We start from the raw sequence: 19163 nt of genomic DNA, 5'->3' as shown, positions 1-19163 counted from the left end.
CGGACCGGCTCCCGTCGCGGGGTATTGCCGCGCCGGTCGACCCAGCCCATTGGGAAAAACGACATCCTCGGGAGAACCGCCCATGTCCCCTGCTGACGCCTTCGTATCCGGCGCCCGCACCATCACCGCGCCGAGCAAACCCGCCCCCGCCGATCAACCCGGCTGGAACAAGCAGAAGAACTCCTCGATGCCGACGTTCCGCTATCGGCCGTTCGCCGAGGAGGTCGAGCCGATCACGCTGCCCGACCGCACCTGGCCGGACAAGGTCATCGACCGGGCGCCCGGCTGGTGCGCGGTCGACCTGCGCGATGGCAACCAAGCGTTGATCGACCCGATGAGCCCGGCCCGCAAGCGCCGCATGTTCGATCTGCTGGTGCGGATGGGTTACAAGGAGATCGAGGTCGGCTTCCCCTCGGCGAGCCAGACCGATTTCGACTTCGTCCGCGAGATCATCGAGGACGGCGCGATCCCCGACGACGTGTCGATCCAGGTACTGACCCAGTGCCGTCCGGAGCTGATCGAACGGACCTTCGAGGCCTGCGCGGGCGCGCAGAACGTCATCGTGCACTTCTACAACTCCACCTCGATCCTGCAGCGGAAGGTGGTGTTCCGCGCCGACCGCGAATCGGTGAAGAAGATCGCCACCGACGCCGCGACGCTGTGCCTGGAGATCGAGAAGCGCTACCCGGACACCAACTGGCGTTACGAGTACAGCCCGGAGTCCTACACCGGCACCGAGCTGGAATACGCCAAGGACGTCTGCGACGCGGTCTCGGCGATCATCGCCCCTTCGCCGGAGAAGCCGCTGATCATCAACCTGCCCGCCACCGTGGAGATGGCGACCCCGAACGTGTACGCCGACTCGATCGAGTGGATGAGCCGCAATCTGGCCCGCCGGGACTCGATCGTGCTGTCGCTGCACCCGCACAACGACCGCGGCACCGCCGTCGCCGCCGCCGAGCTGGGCTACCAGGCCGGCGCCGACCGGATCGAGGGCTGCCTGTTCGGCAACGGCGAGCGCACCGGCAATGTCTGCCTGGTCACGCTGGGGATGAACATGTTCTCCCGCGGCATCGACCCACAGATCAACTTCTCCGATATCGATGAGATCCGCCGCACCGTCGAGTACTGCAACCAGCTGCCGGTCCACGAGCGTCACCCCTACGGTGGCGACCTGGTCTACACCGCGTTCTCCGGCAGCCACCAGGACGCCATCAACAAGGGCCTGGACGCGATGAAGACGGCGGCCGACGCCGCCGAGTCCGATGTCGACGACATCGTCTGGGAGGTGCCCTACCTGCCGATCGACCCGAAGGACGTCGGCCGCACCTACGAGGCGGTCATCCGGGTCAACTCGCAGTCCGGCAAGGGCGGGGTCGCCTACATCATGAAGACCGACCACGGGTTGGCGTTGCCGCGCCGGCTGCAGATCGAGTTCTCCCAGGCGATCCAGAAGATCACCGACGGCGAGGGCGGCGAGGTGACGCCCAAGGAGATGTGGGATGTCTTCCACCAGGAGTATCTGAGCCCGATCCGCCCGCTGGAGCGGATGCGCCAGAAGGTCACCGCGTCGGAGACCGACGGCGGGGTCGACTCGATCGTGGCCGTGGTGAAGGTCGAGGGCGTCGAACAGGAGATCACCGGCAAAGGCAACGGGCCGCTCGCCGCGTTCGTCGACGCGATCGCCACGGTCGGCTTCGACGTCGAGGTGCTGGACTACTCCGAGCACGCCATGTCCGCGGGCGACGACGCGCAGGCCGCCGCCTACGTGGAGTGCGCGATCGGCGACCGGGTGGTGTGGGGCGTCGGCATCGCCACCTCGATCACGACCGCGTCGCTGCGCGCGGTGGTGTCGGCGGTGAATCGGGCGCACTGACAGCGCCTCGGCGACACATCCGATCGGGCGTCGTGACGGTTCTGCCGCGCGGCGCCCGATCGTGCTGGCGCAGACCACTTGTCGGTGGCCGGTCGCTCCCCACGTCCGGCACGCCTACCGCAGGGCGGCGTAGCGAACCCCGTGCTAGCGTTGGATTCGCACTCCAAGCGCCGAGCTCTCTGCTCGAATTCCCGAGCAGATGGGGGAACCGTGACAACAAACGACCACAATCCGACCTCTCCGCCCTGGCTGCAGAGTCATTCCGTGGATACGGCCGAAGTCAGCGACGCGGAGTCATCGGCCACCGTCCCATCGGCCGAGGCGATCGGCGGCGCGGAAGCGAAGGAACCCGACGTGGCGGATGGGCCGGCCCAGCCGGACGCACAGCCCGAACAGCCGGAGCCGCAAGGCTCGACGGAACAGACCACGGTCTACCCGCAAGCGGCCGTGCCGCCGCAGTCCTGGGCTCCCCCGCAGGCCGGGCCTGCCGAACCCTACGGTTCGTACGCCCCGCCGAGCCCTGGCGCGTACCCGCCACCGTCGCCCTTTCCCGGGGAGACGTTCCCTACCGGCGCATTTCAGCCACCGTCGAGTCACAGCGGTAACCACCCCGTAGCCACGCCGCCGGACGGGCCCAATCCCGGTTACGGCGAGTACCGCCAGGAGATCGGCGGCGACGGCTTGGTCCGGCGTGTGCCCATGGACTCCGCGCAGCCCGAACCCGCTGCGCCGCAGCCCGATCAGCCCAGCGGCCCGATCTACAGCTGGGCGCCGCCGCCCCCGCCGGTGACGCATCAGCCTCCGCCGCCTGCCTACCAGCATCAACCGCCGCCGCACCCGATCGGGCAACCGCAGGTGCCGAGCTGGCAGGGCGGGCCTGCCCCGCATCAGTCCGCACCGCCGTTCCAACCGCAGCATGTGCCGCAGCCCGGCCAGCCGGGACATTCGGTGAACGACCTGAATCTGCTCAGACGGGCTCGCAGGGCGCCGCGCAGTGGTTGGCGCCGTGCGGTGCACAAGGCGTCCGGCGGCATGATCAACCCGGGCGAGTCGGCGGCCGACATCGTCTACCAGGACCTCGTCGACCGGGTGAACCAGCCGGTGCGCGGCGACTACCGGATCGCGATCCTCTCGCTGAAAGGCGGCGTCGGAAAAACCACCACCACGGTCGGTCTCGGCTCCACCTTCGCCTCGCAGCGCGGTGACCGGGTGATCGCGATCGACGCCAATCCCGATCTGGGCACGCTCGCGCACCGGGTGCCGCGGCAGACCCGCTCCACCGTGCGCAATCTGCTCGAGGATCAGCACATCACCAGGTACTCCGACGTGCGGGCGCACACCTCGCAGGCGCCGAGCCGCTTGGAAGTGCTTGCCAGTGAACAGGATCCGGCGGTCTCCGAGGCCTTCAGCGAAGCGGACTACCGCAAGGCGATCAGCATCCTGCAGTCGTTCTACAACATCATCCTGACCGACTGCGGTACCGGCTTGATGCACTCCGCGATGGCGGGCGTGCTGGATATGGCGAGCTCGCTGGTGCTGGTCACCTCGCCTGCCATCGACGGCGCGCGCAGCGCGTCGGCCACGCTGGACTGGCTCGACCACCACGGCTACGGCAAGCTGGTGGAGCGAACGGTGGTGGTGGTCAACGCCTCCCGGCGCGGCGCGTCCACCGTCGATCTCGACCAGCTGCGCAAGCTGTTCCTCGACCGCACCCGCGCGGTGCAGGTGGTGCCGTTCGACGACCACCTCGCCGAAGGCGCGGAGATCGATCTGGAACTGGTGAGCAAGCCGACGCGGCGGGCGCTGCTGGAATTGGCGGCGATGGTCGCCGACGACTTCGGCTACGTCAGCGCGCAGGCCCAGCACCCCTACCGGAATCAGCCACCGCACGGGTTCTGATCGGCTCGGCACCGCCGCCGGTGATCATCCTCGTGTGGCGGTGTCCTTTCCGTTCCTCGTCTCAGGGTCGGCGGTCGCCAGCGCGGCGGCGGACTCGAACGCCGCGAGCACGGCCGCGATCGCCGGACGGGCGTCGGCCCGCGGACGGGTGGCCAGTTCGTACAACCGGGCGGCACGCACGCCGGACAGCCGCAGCACCGCCAGCGCGGGGTGGCCGACGGCGTAGCGCGGCATGAGCGCAACGCCGTAGCCGGTGGCGACCAACGTCTCGATGACGCGAAAATCGTTGAGCCGCTGCGCGATGCGCGGCTGCACACCGGTCACCGTGGCGATGGAGCGCAGCACGTCGTCGACGGGGAAACCGCCCCGCACACTCAGCCAGGTCTCGTCGGCCAATTCCTCCGGTGCGACCGACGAGCGGCCCGCGAGACGATGGGTCGGTGCGGCCACGACATCGATGGGCTCGCGCATGAGCACCTGGGTCGCGACGCGCGGGTCGGTGATCGGCGCGGCGCGTTCGTCGCGGTGGGTCAGGACCACGTCGTAGTCGGCGAGCAGTCGCGCCACTTCCGAGGGTGGCACGTCCTCGTCCCGCGCGATCACCTCGACACCGCTGTCCACCATGCCGGGCAACACGTGCGGCAGCAGCAACGCACCGCCCGAGGGGAACACCGCGACGCGGACCCGCCCGCGCGGCGAGCCGCGGTAGTAGGCCATCTCGGCGACCGCGCGATCCATGGCCGCGAGCACCTCGTCGGCGCGCACCACCAGGGCGCGGCCCGCGTCGGTCAGCCGGACCCGCCTGCCGTCGGGTTCGAGCAGGGCCACGCCCGCTTCCCTGGCCAGCACCTTGAGCTGTTGGGAGACGGCGGAGGGCGTCATGGACAGCGCCGCGGCCACGGCGGCGACGGTGCCGCGGTCGGCGAGCTCACGCAGCACACGCAGTCTTTCCAGAGCCATGGGCGGGCCGGGCGCGGCGGTTGCATCTTCCAACTCCATTAAGAAAAGCTACATCATTGATCCATAATTATTCGATTGTTCTGATTGTTAGCGGGCCGCACGATGAATGGCGTGACCAACCGTGACCGCCTGCTCGGCTTGACCGTCGTCCTGCTCTGGGGGTTGAACTTCCTCGCCATCCGGGTGGGGCTCGACCACTTCCCACCGTTCTTCTTCGCGGCGCTGCGCTTCGCGGTGCTCGCGGTTCCCGCGCTGCTGTTCATTCCGCGCCCTCCGGTGCGGATGCGCTGGATTCTGCTGTACGGCACCGGTTTCGGCATCCTGCAGTTCGCGTTCCTGTTCACCGCCATGCGGGTGGGCATGCCGACCGGACTGGCCTCGCTGGTGCTGCAATCCTCCGCGCCGTTCACCGTGCTGCTCGGCACGCTGCTGCTGGGTGAGCGGATGCACCCGGCCCAGGTCGCGGGCATCGCCGTCGCGGTGGCGGGCATGGCGGTGATCGGCTGGGACCGGCTGGCACACGCCACACTGCTGCCGGTGCTACTGACGCTGGCGGGCGGCCTGGGCTGGGCCTTCGGCAATATCGGCGCGCGCCTGGCCGGGACCGAGACCCCTGGTGTCAACCCGCTGCACCTGATGCTGTGGACCACCGCGATCCCGCCGGTGCCGCTGTTCGCGCTCTCCGCGCTCGTGGAGGGGCCGACCACGGGGGCTCGCGCCCTGGTCGAGGCGTTCGCACCGGCGGGCAGGCCCGCCCTGCTGGCACTCGCCTACATCGCGGTCCTCGCCACCGTGGTGGGGACGGGGTTGTGGACCTACCTGCTCGGTCGCTATCCGGCCGGCTTGGTCGCGCCGTTCTCCCTGCTCGTTCCGATCGTCGGGATCGCGGCGGCGTGGACTTTCCTGGGCGAGACCCCGACCCCGTTGTCGCTGGTCGGTGGAGTAGTGGTGCTGGCGGGCGCGTTCGCGGCCACGTCGAGCAGGCCGCGTGCGGTCACGGCGGACGCCTGCCTCGAGACACCGAGAACGGTCGCTATCACCGGGCAACCGGCCTGAGCGGGCGGTCACACCTCCCCGCCGGGTGCTCGACCGCACAGTCGCCGCGATCCGCACGGGCGCTTCACGGGGTCGGTGCTCGGTGATCGGTTTGCCGCTTTAAGGTAGTGCCCGGCGTGGAAGTTGGTCCCTAGGCTAGGCAGCAGAGCGGCGCATGGCAGACAATCAGTGGACCGTATCGCGAAGAGCATTGCTTCGTAACACGGTCGCAGCGGGGGTGGCGACGGCGGGGGTACTGGCGGCGGGTGCGCTGCGGCCGACGCCGGCCGCGGCGGATCACGGCGGCAGACGAGTCGCGGTACTCGGTGGCGGTGTCGCGGGCCTGACCGCGGCGCATGAACTGGCCGAACGCGGATTCCGGGTCACCGTCTACGAAAAACGCGCGTGGGGCGGTAAAGCCCGCAGCGTCGGCGTGCCGGGCACCGGAGCGAACGGGCGCCCGGACCTGCCCGGGGAACACGGCTTCCGCTTCTTCCCCGGCTTCTACCAGCACGTGCCGGACACGATGCGCCGAATCCCGTTCCCGAACAATGCCAACGGCGTCTGGGACAACCTCGTCGCGGTGCCGGAAGCGCGCTTCGCCCGGCGCGGCGGTGACGACTTCCGCGTTCCGCTGGGTCCGCGCGCCCGCACGGCATTCGATCCCGATGGCTTCCGTGAAACGCTCGGCGCGGCGCTGTCGACCACGTTGAAATTGCCGCCGGCGGAGGGCGTCTACTTCGCCGGACGGCTGCTGGTCTTCAACACCAGCTGCGACGCGCGCCGCCTCGGCCAGTGGGAGGCCACCTCCTGGCACGACTTCGTCGGCGGCCACGTGCGCTCGCACGAGTTCCGCGCACTGCTCTCGCGCACGCTGACCAGCATCATGGTCGCCGCGAAGGAGAACGTGGCCAGCGTGCGCACCATCGGCACGATGGGCGAGCAGTTCCTCGGCAATCCCTTGGGGATCGGCAACGACGGCGGCCTGGACCGCGTACTGAACGGCCCGACCAACGCGGTCTGGATCGACCCGTGGATGCGGCGGATCCGCGAACTGGGCGCGGAGTTCGTGCTCGGAGCCGAGGTGCGCGAGCTGGAGGTGCGCGACCGCAGGATCACCGCGGCGCGCGTCGTGGACGAGACCGGCGTCCAGCGCACGATCGAGGCCGACTACTTCGTCGTGGCGCTGCCCGCCGAACGGGCGCGCACCTTGTGGTCGCCGCAAGTGCTCGCCGCCTGGCCCGAACTGGCGGGAATGGACAACCTGTCCACCGACTGGATGAACGGCATCCAGTTCTATCTGCGCAGACCGGCAGACATCTCGCGCGGCCACACCGCCTACATCGACGCGCCTTGGTCGCTCACCTCGATCACCCAGAACCAGCTGTGGCGCCGCAAGCTGACCGAGTTCGGCGACGGCAGTGTGCAGGACTGCCTGTCGGTGGACATCTCCGACTGGAACACCCCCGGCATCTTGTTCGGCAAACCGGCCAAGGAGTGCACCCACGAGGAGATCGCTCGCGTAGCGTGGGCCCAGATCAGGGTCCACCTGGACGATCGCGGCGAGGTGCTGAGCGACGCCGACCTGCACTCCTGGTTCCTCGACCCGGGCATCACCTGGCAGGAGGGGCAGCGGCGCAACGCCAACGCCGACCCGCTGCTGATCAACACCGCCGGGTCGTGGGAGTACCGTCCGCAGGCGCACGGAACATTGGAAAACCTGTTTCTGGCGGGTGATTACGTGCGCACGAATGTGGACTTGGCCACCATGGAGGGCGCCAACGAGTCCGCGCGAGCCGCGGTGAACGCGCTGCTGGACGTGGCCGGCTCCAACGCGGAGCGCTGCCGGATGTACACCCTCTACCGCGCGCCCGAACTGGAACCGCTGCGCCGGATCGACGCCGACCGCTACGCGGCCGGACAGCCGAACATGTTCGACGCCCCTGCGTGAACGGCACGTGGTCGAACTCTCTTCGCCCGAATCGAATTCGATCGCCAACGGCCCGGGACGATGCTTGAATCGAGATATGCGCGAGAGCACCGTCCCGAACGAGATCACCGACGCGGCAGACCTGCGGGAATTGCTCGGCGAGGTGGCGCCGCGCGCCGCCACCAAGGAGCGGACCGCACTGCATGCCAGGGACCGGGAGTGGATCGCGACCTCTCCGTTCCTGGTGATGAGCACCAGCGACGCGAACGGCAACTGCGACGCCTCCCCGAAAGGCGATCCGGCGGGGTTCGTGCGGGTACTCGACGACACCACCCTCGCCATCCCGGAGCGCCCCGGTAACCGGCGCGCCGACGGCTACCTCAACATCCTGGCCAACCCGCACGTCGGCCTGCTGTTCGTGATCCCGGGCCGCCGGGAGACGCTGCGGATCAACGGCCGCGCCCGCTTGGTGCGCGACGCGCCGTACTTCGACGACATGGTAGTGCGCGGTCACCGCCCGATCCTCGCGGTCGAGGTGGACATCGACCAGATCTTCTTCCATTGCGCCAAGGCGTTCATACGCAGCCACCTGTGGGAGCCCGAACAGTGGCCGCAGGACACCTTGCCGAGCGCTGCCTGCCTGGTCAAAGAGGTATATACGAACGTCACCGAGACGGTGGAGGAGCTGGAGCGCTACTACTCGCCGGAGAACTACGAGGCCAAGCTCTACCGCGACTGAGCCGCGTGGCCCACGCCACCCGACCGCGGCGCGCCCGGATCGCGGGGCGAACATAGACTCGCGACGTGGCAGACATATCGGTGCGCGGACGGCTCGCGCTCGCGGCGGCCGCCGCGGCGTCCTGGGCCTCGCAGAAGGCGGGTCGCGGCAAGGGCTCGATGATCGGCGGCCTGATCGCGTTGAAGATCGATCCGACCGTGATGGACCAGCTGGGACGCCGGCGGCGCACCGTGCTGGTGACCGGCACGAACGGCAAGTCCACCACCACGCGGATGACCACCGCCGCGCTCAGCACGCTGGGCGCGGTCGCGACCCAGGCCGACGGCGCGAATATGGACGCCGGCATCGTCGCCGCGCTCAACGCGCACCGGCGCGCGCCGCTGGCCGCGATCGAGGTGGACGAACTGCACCTGCCGCACGTCACCGATTCGTTGAACCCCTCGGCGGTGATCCTGCTGAACCTCAGCCGCGACCAGCTCGACCGGGTCGGCGAGATCAACATGATCGAGCGCAAGTTGCGCGCGGGCTTGGCGAAGCACCCGGCGACCGTCGTGATCGCCAACTGTGACGACGTGCTCGTCACCTCGATCGCCTACGACCATCCCAACGTGGTGTGGGTGTCGGCGGGCAGCGGCTGGGCGATGGACGCGACCAGCTGCCCGCGCAGCGGCGAGCCGATCATCTGGGAGGGCGCGCACTGGCGCAGTACCGGTGCAGACTTCCAACGCCCCGAACCGGATTGGTGGCTCGACGGGGACGATCTGGTCGCCCCGGAGAGCGCGCGCTACCCGTTGCGGCTCGCGCTGCCCGGACGGGCCAATCGCGGCAACGCCGCACAGGCGGTGGCGGCGGCCGTCGCACTGGGCGCCGACGCGCGGGAGGCCGTCGCGGCCGCGGGCACGGTCCGTGAGATCGCGGGCCGCTACCGCACCGTGCAGGTCGGCGAGCACGACGCGCGTCTGCTGCTGGCCAAGAACCCGGCCGGGTGGCAGGAGGCGCTGTCGATGATCGAGCCGACCTCGGCGGGCCTGGTGATCGCGGTGAACGGCCAGGTGCCCGACGGCGAGGACCTGTCGTGGCTGTGGGACGTGCGCTTCGAGCACTTCGAAGGCGTGCAGGTGGTGGCGGCGGGCGAGCGCGCCACCGATCTCGCGGTGCGCCTGACCTACGCGGGCGTGGAGCACACGACGGTGCCCGATCCGGTGCGCGCCATCGCGTCGTGTCCGGCGGGCCATGTGGAAGTGCTCGCGAACTACACCGCCTTCCGTGATCTCAACCGTGACCTCGAGGAGCGGGCATCATGAGTGAGTCGACCATTCGCATCGGCTTGGTGCTGCCGGACGTGATGGGCACCTACGGCGACGGCGGCAACGCCCTCGTACTGCGCCAGCGGCTGCGCATGCGCGGCTACGACGCCGAGATCGTCGAGATCACGCTGCCGGAACCGGTGCCGGATTCCCTGGACATCTACACCCTCGGCGGCGCGGAGGATTCCGCTCAGCGTCTGGCCACCCGGCACCTGCAGCGCTACCCCGGTTTGCAGCGCGCCGCCGCGAAAGGCGCTCCCGTCCTGGCGATCTGCGCGGCCATCCAGGTGCTCGGCCAGTGGTACGAGACCTCCGCGGGCGAGCGGGTGGACGGCGTCGGCCTGATCGACGTCACCACGTCGCCGCAGCACAAGCGCGCCATCGGCGAGGTGACGACCACACCCCTGCTCGACGGGCTCACCGCGGCGCTCACCGGCTTCGAGAACCACCGGGGCGGCACCAAACTCGGCGGCGAGGCGCACGGCTTGGCCCGCGTCACCCGAGGCGTCGGCAACGGCGTCGGCGACGGGCTCGAGGGCGTCGTCCAGGAGTCGGTGATCGGCACCTACATGCACGGCCCTGCGCTGGCCCGCAATCCCGAACTCGCCGACCTGCTGCTGATGCGCGCACTCGGCGTCAGCGAGCTGGCTCCGCTCGACCTCCCCGAGGTCGACCAGTTGCGCAGGGAGCGGCTGCGCGCCTGAATCGGCCGGACCGCGATCTCGGCGTCCTCCCTCCGGGGCCGGCCCGGCGAACACGGTGGACGCGGCCGGTGAGCAACGGTGTCTACCCCCGCGCGACGATCGTCCGAGTCGTCGCATGCGGCTGCGAGTCGGCGGCCTGCGTCGGACCCCGGTTCGATAAGTCGGTCGCCGCCACCGAGCTCTGGGACACGGATGTGCCGCGCGCCGGACCGTCTCTCGGAACTCGGCGGCAGCTCGATCGTGATCAGCCGGCCGCGCCGAGCGTCGCCGATCAGCCGCCGACCTCCGTGACATCGACGGAAACGGTGATCGCACTGTCCTTCGCGTCGGTGTAGATGATGCCGCGCAGCGGAGGGACGTCGGCGTAGTCCCGGCCCCAGGCGGCGGTGATGTACCGCTCGTCGCCGAACTGGTCGTTGGTGGGGTCCAGGTCGATCCAGTGGCCCGCGCGATCGTCCTCGTCCGCACCGGGCATCCACACCGCCGCCCAGGCATGTGTGGCGTCCGAGCCGACCATCCGCTCCTTCCCCGGCGGCGGATCGGTGGCCAGATAGCCGGACACGTACCTGGCGGCGAGGCCGTGCGAGCGCAGGCAGGCGACGGCCAGGCGGGCGAAGTCCTGGCACACGCCCGCACGGGCCGCGAACACGTCGGCCACTCGGGTGGACACGGTCGTGGCGCCGGACCGGTAGGCGAAGTCGGTGTAGATGCGGGTGTTCAGCTCGGCCACCGCGTCCAGCAGCGGCCTGCCCGGCAGAAAGGATTCGGCCGCGTACCCGGTGATCTCCGCGGCGATCTCGGGCGGATGCAGGTCGAGGGCGAACTCCCGCGCGAACGGCCTCGTCGCGCTGGTCGGGCGCGCTTTCTCCCATCGCTCGGCGGCCGGTCCCGTGCGATCGTGGCCGGGAGCATCGACTTCCACCAGGGATTCGCCGATGACCGTCAGGGCGCGATGCACGCTGGTGACATGGAAATAGGAGGTGGTGTTGCCGTACACGTCCCCGCCGACCGACCGGTCCGACGGTGCGGGGTCGATCCGGATGTCGTGGGCGAGCAGTCGCTGGCCCGGCAGATCGCGCGGCGTCAAGTACGCGCGACCGTAGGAGCTGGTGACCTCCCCGGAGTACGCGTACTTGGTGCGATGCTCCACCCGGTAGCGCCGGGCCGCAGCGCCGGGGCCGGTCATCCGACGACCTGGGCGCTGCCCCACAGCGGCTGGATGCCCACCGGGAGCGACAGCGTGGTGGTCTCGAACGATTCGGAAACCTTGCGCAGGCGCAGATGCACTCCCTCCAGCAACTCGGCCAGTTCGGTGCGCCGGTCGTCGGCATCGGTCACCTCGAGATCGTCGGAGTCGAGGCGGCGCAGCATGCGTCGCGCGTCCGCGAGCAGCCGCTGCGGACGCGACGAGCCCGACGCTCCGGGCAGCGCGTGGAAATCGGCGTGGAGCCGGTCGAGCTGATAGGCCAGCGATCGCGGGTTGGCGGTGTCGAAAAGCAGGAGTTCGGCGACGTTCGCGGTCCGCACCGAATCGCGGTGGCGTCGACGGTAACTCACCGAGGACTCGCTGACCCGCAGCACCCAATCGGTGACCTCCCGCTCGGTCTCGTCCGGATACTGCTTGGTGAGCGCGGCCGACAGCAACGCGGTCAGGGCGAGACCGCGCTCGATTCGCTTGCCGATGTCTCTGACGTACCACCCGGTGTCGCGCAGCAGCGACTCTCCATCGATCCCGGACAGCGCGAGCAGCCCGGCCAGGGTTCGCGAATGCACCTCCGACAGCTCCGCCTCCAGGTCGTCGGTCGCGGCCGGATAGCCGGCCAGCGCACGGTCGACCGCGCCGAGGATCATCCAGGTGTCCACCGGCAATTGGTCGCGTACCGCGCGCGCGGCGCTGCCGTACCGATCGATCGCGAAGGCCAGCGATCCGGGCAGCTCCCGATCGATCGTCAGGGTGACGAGGTAGTCGTGGCCCTCGCGGGACGCGCCGGGCACCGGTGCGTCCACCTCCCCTCCCGCGGTTTTGCCCGACCCTGGCGCCGCAACGGCACTCGACTCCTGAGCGTGATGCGCGGTGGATCCGGCCGAGGCGTGCGATCGATCGTCGCCGTAATGCGCGACGCCCGCCTCACCTTCCACGCGGCCCGACAGCGAGAGCATGCCGCGATCGACCGAACTCTGCTGCGGCGCAAGGGCTCGCACCTCCGGACCGAACAGGCCCTCCGTCGGCGCCGCGGTGGCGGTGGCGCGGCCGAGGGCGGCCAAGAGGATCGGCATCGCCTGCGCGCCCTCCAGCCATGGGCGATACCGGAACTCCTGGTAGCGCTCGTGGGTGGCGATCAGGAGGCGGACGGTGTCCTCCGCGCGCTCGCCGTAGCGGCCCATCCAGAAGAAATCGTTGAGCACGCGCGGAGAGCTGATCGCTTCCACCGGCGGTGCGGTGCGCCGTTCGCGCTCCGCGCGCGGCGGCTCGATGCCGATCGCGGCGGCGGCCGTCGGCGCGGCCCGCACCCATATGTCCTTGGCGGCGATCTTGATCGCGGCGCGCTCGGTCGTGCGCTGACGCAACTGGCCGAGTCCACCGGACATCACGGTGTAGCCGCCGCGATGGGCGAGCGAGAACAGTCGCATGCCGACCGGAGCGGCGGCGAGTCCGTCGTGATCACGAACGGCGGGCGCGACGGAGAACTGCGCCGGTTCCTGGCCTACCCACTGCCACCCGTGCGCCTCGATCCTGGCCTTCACCTCGTCGCGCTGTGCCCGGCTCAGCTCGGGGCCGAACAGCGTGCCCCCGTCGACCGCCGAGCGGAGGATCAACTTTTCCAGATTCGCGATCAGATGCTCGCGCTCCCGGTCGTGACCGCCCCAGTACGACGGCGCACCCTCCAGCAGCAGGTCCTCATCGAGGAGCGCGCGCGACAGCCCGGGCAGGAAGCCGGCCAGCGCGGGGTTCTCCAACAGCCCGCTGCCGAGGGTGTTCACCACCGTCACCGCGCCGCGGCGCAGCACTTCGACCAGTCCGACCACACCCAGCCGCGAATCCGGCCGCAAGTCCAGCGGATCGGAGAGCTCGGCGTCCACCCGGCGCAACACTACGTCCACCCGTTCCAGCGTGCCGAGCGAGCGCATCCACAGCGAACCGTCCCGCACCACCAGGTCGGCGCTCTCCACCAGCGGAAAGCCGAGCGTGGAGGCCAGCGTCGCCTGATCGAAAGCGGTCTCGGATCGAACGCCGGGGCTGAGTACCACGACCACCGGCTCGTCGTCGGCCTGCGCCGATTCGATCAGCATCGATCGCATCGCCCTGGCAAAAGGCGTCAGCGGACGCGGATTGGCGTGCTCGAACGACTCCGGGATAGCGGTCGACACCACTCTGCGGTCCGCCAGCGCGTATCCGGCGCCGGAGGGCGCCTGCGTCCAGTCGGCGAGCGCCCGGAACTGCCCGTCGCTCCAGCGGCTGAGATCACAGGCGTGCAGGAAGAGCTGATGCCGGCCCGGCACGGTGATGCCGTGCGCGGCCCGGACGTAGCCGCGGTTGCCGAATACGACTTCCGGTGCGAGCAGCCCGGAGCCGAGCGTCCTGCGTGGGCCGTAGACATCGGTGAGCACTTCGTCGAGCACGCGGGAGCGCTGTTCCAACCCGGCCTCCAGCCGGGTCCAATCGTCCGCGGCGACCAGCAAGGGAATCGGGTCGAGCCGCCACGGCGCCGGCGCCGTGATCTCGGCCGAAGGGCCGGTCTCGAGATAGGTGATGCCGTCGTCATCGATCAGCCTGCGCACCCGGCTGTCCAGCCTGTCGAGGCCCGCACCGCCGAGTTCGGCGAAGTCGGCGGACAATGCCGACCACATTCGGCGCACTGTGCCGTTGGCGTCGATCAATTCGTCGTAGTAGCCCGCCACGGGCGCACCGCATTCGTCGTACGCGGCGGTGTCGGCGCCCTCTCTGCGGTAGCGCGTGATCTGCTCGCGCACGGTCGTGCCGGGCGCGGTTTCCCGCGGCTCATCGCGCAACGTCACTGCGCCGACCTCACTTCCGCCGCCAGGTGTGCCCAACGGTCGCCGAATGCTTCGCACCCGAATAGGAACGATCACCTCCACCGCTCCACATTCGTGGGCTGTGTGGACATTTTCGCATGTAGTACCGCATTTGATAGGCGAACCGCAGCCCTCCCCACACTGTTGGCCACAGGGTTGCAGTGAAATTGCGCAAACGCGAGCACGCGACACACGGGCTCCAGGTCCCCCCGCATCGGCCGGGCCGGTGGTATCACCGAATCACGACTCAGATCTCGTCAGGAGGTCCCATGCGTACACCAGGTTGTTCATCCTGCGAATCCGCGTTCGACCACTGCCACGGAACTTTGATCGTCCACGCGAGCCGGATCGCCGAATGCACCGACGAACACTGCCTCGATTTCAGCCATGTCCGGCACACGTTCGTCCTCGATTGCCGCGCCCTCGCAGGCGGTTGCCGGTGCACCGAGGACGACGCGGTCACCCGGCGCGCCTGAGCGGTTCCGTACCCTGGCCCGGTGAGCTATGACCACGTGTTGCTGCCGTCCGGTGTCGCGTCGTCGATCGCGGAGGTCGACGCCTACCTGAGCACCCAGCAGGGCGTCCCCGAGTCGGGCGCGGTCGCGCGGATCGCGGCCGAGTTGAACAGACGCAACGCGGAACTGCCGGATGAGGACAGCTTTCTCAGCACCGTTCCGGTCGGCGGGGCGGCCACAGGTGCCGCGCTCTACGTGCCGTGTCCCTACGACGCGATCGGCTTCGTGCGGCACCTGCTGTTCGAACTCGCCACACCGCTGAACTACGCCGTCTACGACCCGCAACTGGCTTGGCTGATCGATCCCGCCGGGCACGTCAGGGCCACCGTCACCCACGGCGGCGCGGGCGAGTTCCCCTACCTGACCAAAGCGCTGATCGAGCAGTGGATTCCTGAGCTCAGCCCACCCAACCCGTACCTCGTCGTCGAACGCGGTGAGCAGTTCTACATCCAGACCTACCGGGAGAACTCCGGCGCTTACACCCTGGAATACCGGGACGGCGCACCCGACAAGCATTTCGGTACCACGGTCCCCGACCCCGCCACCGTCGCCGCCCTCATCTGGGACTGGGCCAACGACGACCGCACCCGCTTCCCCGGCCTGCCCTGGTCCCGCGTCGACGTCTGAGCCCGGTCACTGGTTCTGGGCGGCCAGCCTGCCCGCGAGCGCGAGGAACGAGGCGCCGAAGGCACGGCGCATCCAGGTGACGACTCCGGGGCGGGAGACGACCTGGTCGCGGACGGCGGCGGCGCAAGCGCCGTAGACCGCGAACACCACGAAGGTGGCGAGCATGAATATGCCGCTCAGCTCGAGCATGCGAGCCAACGCGTTCGGCGCGCCGGTGGGCACGAATTGCGGGAGGAACGCGAAGAAGAAGATGGTCAGCTTCGGGTTGAGCAGGTTGAGCAGCACCGCCGAGGTGATCACGTTCCGCGCCGAGGGGGCCGTCGGCTCGGTGGGCTCCGGCATCGCGAGCACGCCCTTATCCCGGAACGTCGTCCAGGCCATGTACACCAGATAGGCGACGCCGAGGTACTTCAGCGTCTGGAAGGCGACCGCGCTCGCGTTGAGCAGCGCGGCCAGGCCGGTGATCGCCGCGACCATGTGCGGGACGGTTCCGAGCGCACAGCCGAGAGCCGCGATCACGCTGGCCCGCGCGCCGCGGGACAGTCCGGCGGCCAACGTGAACAGCACGCCGGTGCCGGGAGTGGCGACGATGACGAGCGTCGTCAGCAGGAATTCGATGCTCATCCACGACACGGTAACCCACCCGCGGCAGGGCGCAATACCGCTCGCCGGACTCGCGTTCACCGAGTTCGGACGCGTTGTCTTCCCGCGGGCCGAACGGGCGAGGCCGCTACAGCGCGCGCCGCCCGGACAGCGCGCGTCCGAGGGTCAGTTCGTCGGCGAACTCCAGGTCGCCACCCATGGGCAGGCCCGACGCCAGCCTGGTGACGCTCAGGCCGGGGAAGTCGCGCAGCATCCGGACCAGGTAGGTGGCGGTGGCCTCCCCCTCGGTGTTCGGATCGGTCGCGATGATCACCTCGCTGACGTCGACGCCGTCCTCCTGGTTTCCGATGCGCGCCAGCAGTTCCCGGATCCGCAACTGGTCGGGACCGATACCGCTGAGCGGGTCGAGCGCGCCACCGAGCACGTGGTAGCGGCCGCGGAACTCCCTGGTGCGCTCGATCGCCTGCACGTCCTTGGGCTCCTCGACCACGCAGATCATGGTCCGGTCCCGGCGCGGATCGGCGCAGATGCGGCACAGCTGCCCGTCGGAGACCGTTCCGCACGTCACGCAGAACTGCACACCGTCGCGCACCTTCTGCAACGCGGCCTGCAACCGGTCGATCTCCGGCGGTTCCACCCCGAGCAGGTGAAAGGCGATGCGCTGCGCGCTCTTCGGACCGACGCCGGGCAGCTTGCCCAATTCGTCGATCAGATCCTGGACCGGACCCTCGTACAACTGCTACCTCGGCTCAGAAACCGGGCAGCGAACCGCCACCCAGGCCGCCGGACAGCGGTCCGAGCCGTTCGGCGGCGATGCGCTGGGCGTTGGACATCGCGTCGTTGACCGCGCCGATGACCAGATCCTGCAGGGTCTCGACGTCGTCGGGATCCACGGCCTTCGGGTCGATGGTCAGCGACAGCACCTCGCCGCTGGCCTTGATGGTGACCTTGACCAGCCCACCACCCGCCGCGCCTTCCACTTCGGTCGCCGCGATATCGGCCTGGGCTTCCATCACCGCCTGCTGCATCTGCTGCGCCTGAGCGAGCAACTGTTGCATGTCGAACTGACCACCTGGCTGCACGGGAGGGTCCTCTCTGGAGAAGGTGTCATCGGCCAGCCTAGTCCTGCCGCACCGCGCCCCCGGCGCGGCCCGACAGTCCTGATGTGCGTGGCGCATGGTCGATAACAGGTTGGGTAGTTCCGGTGGAGATCGACCGACAGCGCCCTACCATCGACACCGGATCGAGACCGGTGTGCCAAATCTGGAGACGAAGATGATCGCAGCCCGTGCACGTTTGCTGAGCGCCCTGGTGCTCACGCTCGGTGTTCCCAGTGTCTTTCTCGGCGCCGCCGGGCCGGCAGCCACCGCCGACACGGGGATCGTCGAGGCTGAGATCGTCGAGTCGACAGAGATCGTCGAGTCGACAGGGATCGTCGAGTCGACAGAGATCGTCGAGTCGACAGAGATCGTCGAGTCGACAGAGATCGTCGAGTCGACAGAGATCGTCGAGTCGACAGAGATCGTCGAGTCGACAGAGATCGTCGAGTCGACAGAGGTGATCGACGGGCAAGAGGCCATCGAGGCCGAGACCACCCCCGCCGTCGCCGACTACGGGAACGGCTGCGTCCTCTACCCGGACGACAAGGCCGCGACGCTCGATTCACTGCGCTCGCGGTGCTCGGCGCAGCAGCAGGACGCCATCTTCCGCGCCGCGCCGCTGGGCGCGGTTCCGACCGGTGTGAAGGCGGGCTGGGTGACCCGCCCGCCGGTCATGCAGGCCATCGCACCCCCGCTGTGGATCGGCAAGACCTTCTACACCGGCCCGGACGGCGGCTACCTGATGAACCGCCTCACCGGCGCGGGCATCGAGGGCTGGCGCGCCGACGTCTACGTGGCCCCCGCTCTCACCGACGGGCAGCCGATCTGGGCGCTGAACTACACCCCCTCCCCGTCGCCGCAGGTCTACGACGAGATCCGGGAAGTCACCCCGGGTGTGTGGTTCGGCTACTCCTGGTGGCGCGGCGCGTTGCAGACCACGCTCCTGCTGACCTTCGCGCTCGCCTGAACACCGGGCGCCGTTGACCCTCCCGCCGCTGGAGGGTGTTGGCTGGTGCCATGACGGCAACCGTCCCCATCGGGGAGTTCTCCAGGCTGAGCCACCTCAGCGTGAAGACGTTGCGCTACTACCACGAGATCGACCTGCTCGCTCCGGTCGGCGTCGACGCGAGTTCGGGCTATCGGCGGTACTCGACGGCGCAGGTGGCGCAGGCACAGCTGATCCGGCGATTGCGCGAACTGGACATGCCGGTACCGGAGATTCGCGCCGTGCTCGCCGCGCCGGACGAGGACGCCCGCGACACCGCGCTGCGTAAGCATCTGGAGCGCATGGAGGCGGAGCTGATGCGTACCCGCGCGGTCGTGGCATCGCTGCGTTCGCTGCTGACCCCCTCGGCCCCGATCGCCGTGGAATATCGCGTAGTTCCGGCGTTCCCGGCTGCGGCCCTGCGCGCGGTGGTGGCCGGGGAACACATCGACGCATGGTGCGAAGTGGCATTCCGAACCTTGTACGAGGCGCTGGCCACCGCCGGGATCGCGCCCGCCGGTGTCGGCGGGGCGACCTACGGCACCGGCTTCTTCGAAGAGGACGAGGGCGAGGTCGTCGCGTTCGTTCCGGTCGCCGACGCAGGCATCGTCCTGCCCTCAGGGGTTTGCGCCGTCGAACTGCCCGAGCGCCGGTTCGCCGTCACCGTGCACGAGGGTTCGTTCGACGAGTTGGACCGCACCTACGGCGCACTGGGCAGTCATGTCGCCGAACACGATGTGGCGTTGCCCGAACCGATCCGCGAGCTGTACCTGCTCGGCCCGGACGTGTCCGACGATCCCGCCGCCTACCGAACCGAACTGTGCTGGCCCATCGCCCAACCGTGAACA

Annotated in this window: 16 protein-coding genes and 1 pseudogene; 11 read left to right on the top strand and 6 right to left on the bottom strand. The window is 69.4% G+C overall.

The features are described from left to right. The first annotated feature begins 82 nt into the window (after positions 1 to 82). Positions 83 to 1876 carry a 2-isopropylmalate synthase gene (leuA, locus tag K8O92_10430; protein UAK34241.1) on the top strand — a complete coding sequence of 598 codons (1794 nt, stop codon included), beginning with the start codon at positions 83 to 85 and terminating at the stop codon, positions 1874 to 1876. Between the two features lie 264 nt (positions 1877 to 2140). Further along, the gene (locus tag K8O92_10425; protein UAK34240.1) at positions 2141 to 3775 is read left to right on the top strand and encodes an AAA family ATPase; all 1635 of its coding nucleotides are present in this window, start codon (positions 2141 to 2143) and stop codon (positions 3773 to 3775) included. Positions 3776 to 3799: 24 nt separating this feature from the next. Here the strand turns inward: K8O92_10425 and K8O92_10420 are convergent, their stop codons facing one another. Next, positions 3800 to 4735, bottom strand: coding sequence for a LysR family transcriptional regulator (locus K8O92_10420; GenBank protein ID UAK35596.1), 936 nt, complete (start codon positions 4733 to 4735; stop codon positions 3800 to 3802). A 111-nt stretch (positions 4736 to 4846) separates the two neighbouring features. Between K8O92_10420 and K8O92_10415 the strand changes: the two genes are divergently transcribed. The 5 genes from K8O92_10415 to K8O92_10395 all read left to right on the top strand — a co-directional run bounded on the left by K8O92_10415 (position 4847) and on the right by K8O92_10395 (position 10450). Further along, positions 4847 to 5791 carry an EamA family transporter gene (locus K8O92_10415; protein ID UAK34239.1) on the top strand — a complete coding sequence of 315 codons (945 nt, stop codon included), beginning with the start codon at positions 4847 to 4849 and terminating at the stop codon, positions 5789 to 5791. Positions 5792 to 5945: 154 nt separating this feature from the next. Beyond that, positions 5946 to 7721, top strand: a complete 1776-nt coding sequence (locus K8O92_10410) for an FAD-dependent oxidoreductase (protein ID UAK34238.1) — start codon at positions 5946 to 5948, stop codon at positions 7719 to 7721. Between the two features lie 76 nt (positions 7722 to 7797). Next, entirely contained in the window at positions 7798 to 8439 is a 642-nt protein-coding gene (locus K8O92_10405) for a pyridoxamine 5'-phosphate oxidase family protein (GenBank protein ID UAK34237.1), read from the top strand. 65 nt (positions 8440 to 8504) lie between these two features. Continuing rightward, on the top strand, positions 8505 to 9743 hold the full coding sequence (locus K8O92_10400; GenBank protein UAK34236.1) for a MurT ligase domain-containing protein: 1239 nt from the start codon (positions 8505 to 8507) through the stop codon (positions 9741 to 9743). After that, on the top strand, positions 9740 to 10450 hold the full coding sequence (locus K8O92_10395; protein ID UAK34235.1) for a glutamine amidotransferase: 711 nt from the start codon (positions 9740 to 9742) through the stop codon (positions 10448 to 10450). The genes K8O92_10400 and K8O92_10395 overlap by 4 nt, the downstream gene beginning before the upstream one ends. 271 nt (positions 10451 to 10721) lie before the next feature. Here the strand turns inward: K8O92_10395 and K8O92_10390 are convergent, their stop codons facing one another. Continuing rightward, entirely contained in the window at positions 10722 to 11636 is a 915-nt protein-coding gene (locus K8O92_10390) for a transglutaminase family protein (protein UAK34234.1), read from the bottom strand. Continuing rightward, a complete protein-coding gene (locus K8O92_10385) occupies positions 11633 to 14299 on the bottom strand; it encodes a circularly permuted type 2 ATP-grasp protein (protein ID UAK35595.1) in 2667 nt (888 codons plus the stop codon). The genes K8O92_10390 and K8O92_10385 overlap by 4 nt, the downstream gene beginning before the upstream one ends. 455 nt (positions 14300 to 14754) lie before the next feature. On the opposite strand from K8O92_10385, the gene K8O92_10380 reads away from it, so the two are divergent. Both K8O92_10380 and K8O92_10375 read left to right on the top strand, forming a co-directional pair. Next, complete coding sequence (locus K8O92_10380; protein UAK34233.1) at positions 14755 to 14961, top strand: hypothetical protein; 207 nt, start codon at positions 14755 to 14757, stop codon at positions 14959 to 14961. Positions 14962 to 14982: 21 nt separating this feature from the next. After that, positions 14983 to 15627 (top strand): hypothetical protein, encoded by a 645-nt coding sequence (locus K8O92_10375; GenBank protein ID UAK34232.1) that lies wholly within the window; start codon positions 14983 to 14985, stop codon positions 15625 to 15627. 6 nt (positions 15628 to 15633) lie between these two features. Here K8O92_10375 and K8O92_10370 read toward each other — a convergent pair whose 3' ends face one another. The 3 genes from K8O92_10370 to K8O92_10360 all read right to left on the bottom strand — a co-directional run bounded on the left by K8O92_10370 (position 15634) and on the right by K8O92_10360 (position 17312). Continuing rightward, on the bottom strand, positions 15634 to 16251 hold the full coding sequence (locus tag K8O92_10370) for a LysE family translocator (protein ID UAK34231.1): 618 nt from the start codon (positions 16249 to 16251) through the stop codon (positions 15634 to 15636). Between the two features lie 106 nt (positions 16252 to 16357). Further along, positions 16358 to 16966: a recombination mediator RecR gene (gene recR, locus K8O92_10365; protein UAK34230.1), complete on the bottom strand. Its 609-nt coding sequence runs from the start codon at positions 16964 to 16966 to the stop codon at positions 16358 to 16360. A 13-nt stretch (positions 16967 to 16979) separates the two neighbouring features. Further along, the gene (locus K8O92_10360; protein UAK34229.1) at positions 16980 to 17312 is read right to left on the bottom strand and encodes a YbaB/EbfC family nucleoid-associated protein; all 333 of its coding nucleotides are present in this window, start codon (positions 17310 to 17312) and stop codon (positions 16980 to 16982) included. Positions 17313 to 17835: 523 nt separating this feature from the next. Between K8O92_10360 and K8O92_10355 the strand changes: the two are divergent. Continuing rightward, positions 17836 to 18297, top strand: a pseudogene (locus K8O92_10355) (hypothetical protein). Positions 18298 to 18347: 50 nt separating this feature from the next. Further along, positions 18348 to 19160 (top strand): MerR family transcriptional regulator, encoded by an 813-nt coding sequence (locus K8O92_10350; protein ID UAK34228.1) that lies wholly within the window; start codon positions 18348 to 18350, stop codon positions 19158 to 19160. The last annotated feature ends 3 nt before the right edge of the window (positions 19161 to 19163 follow it).

Origin of the sequence: Nocardia asteroides, assembly GCA_019930625.1 — a bacterium.
Lineage (GTDB): Bacteria > Actinomycetota > Actinomycetes > Mycobacteriales > Mycobacteriaceae > Nocardia > Nocardia sputi.
The sequence above is the reverse complement of the archived record's forward strand: the minus strand, read 5'-3'. Positions and strand labels throughout refer to the sequence as shown.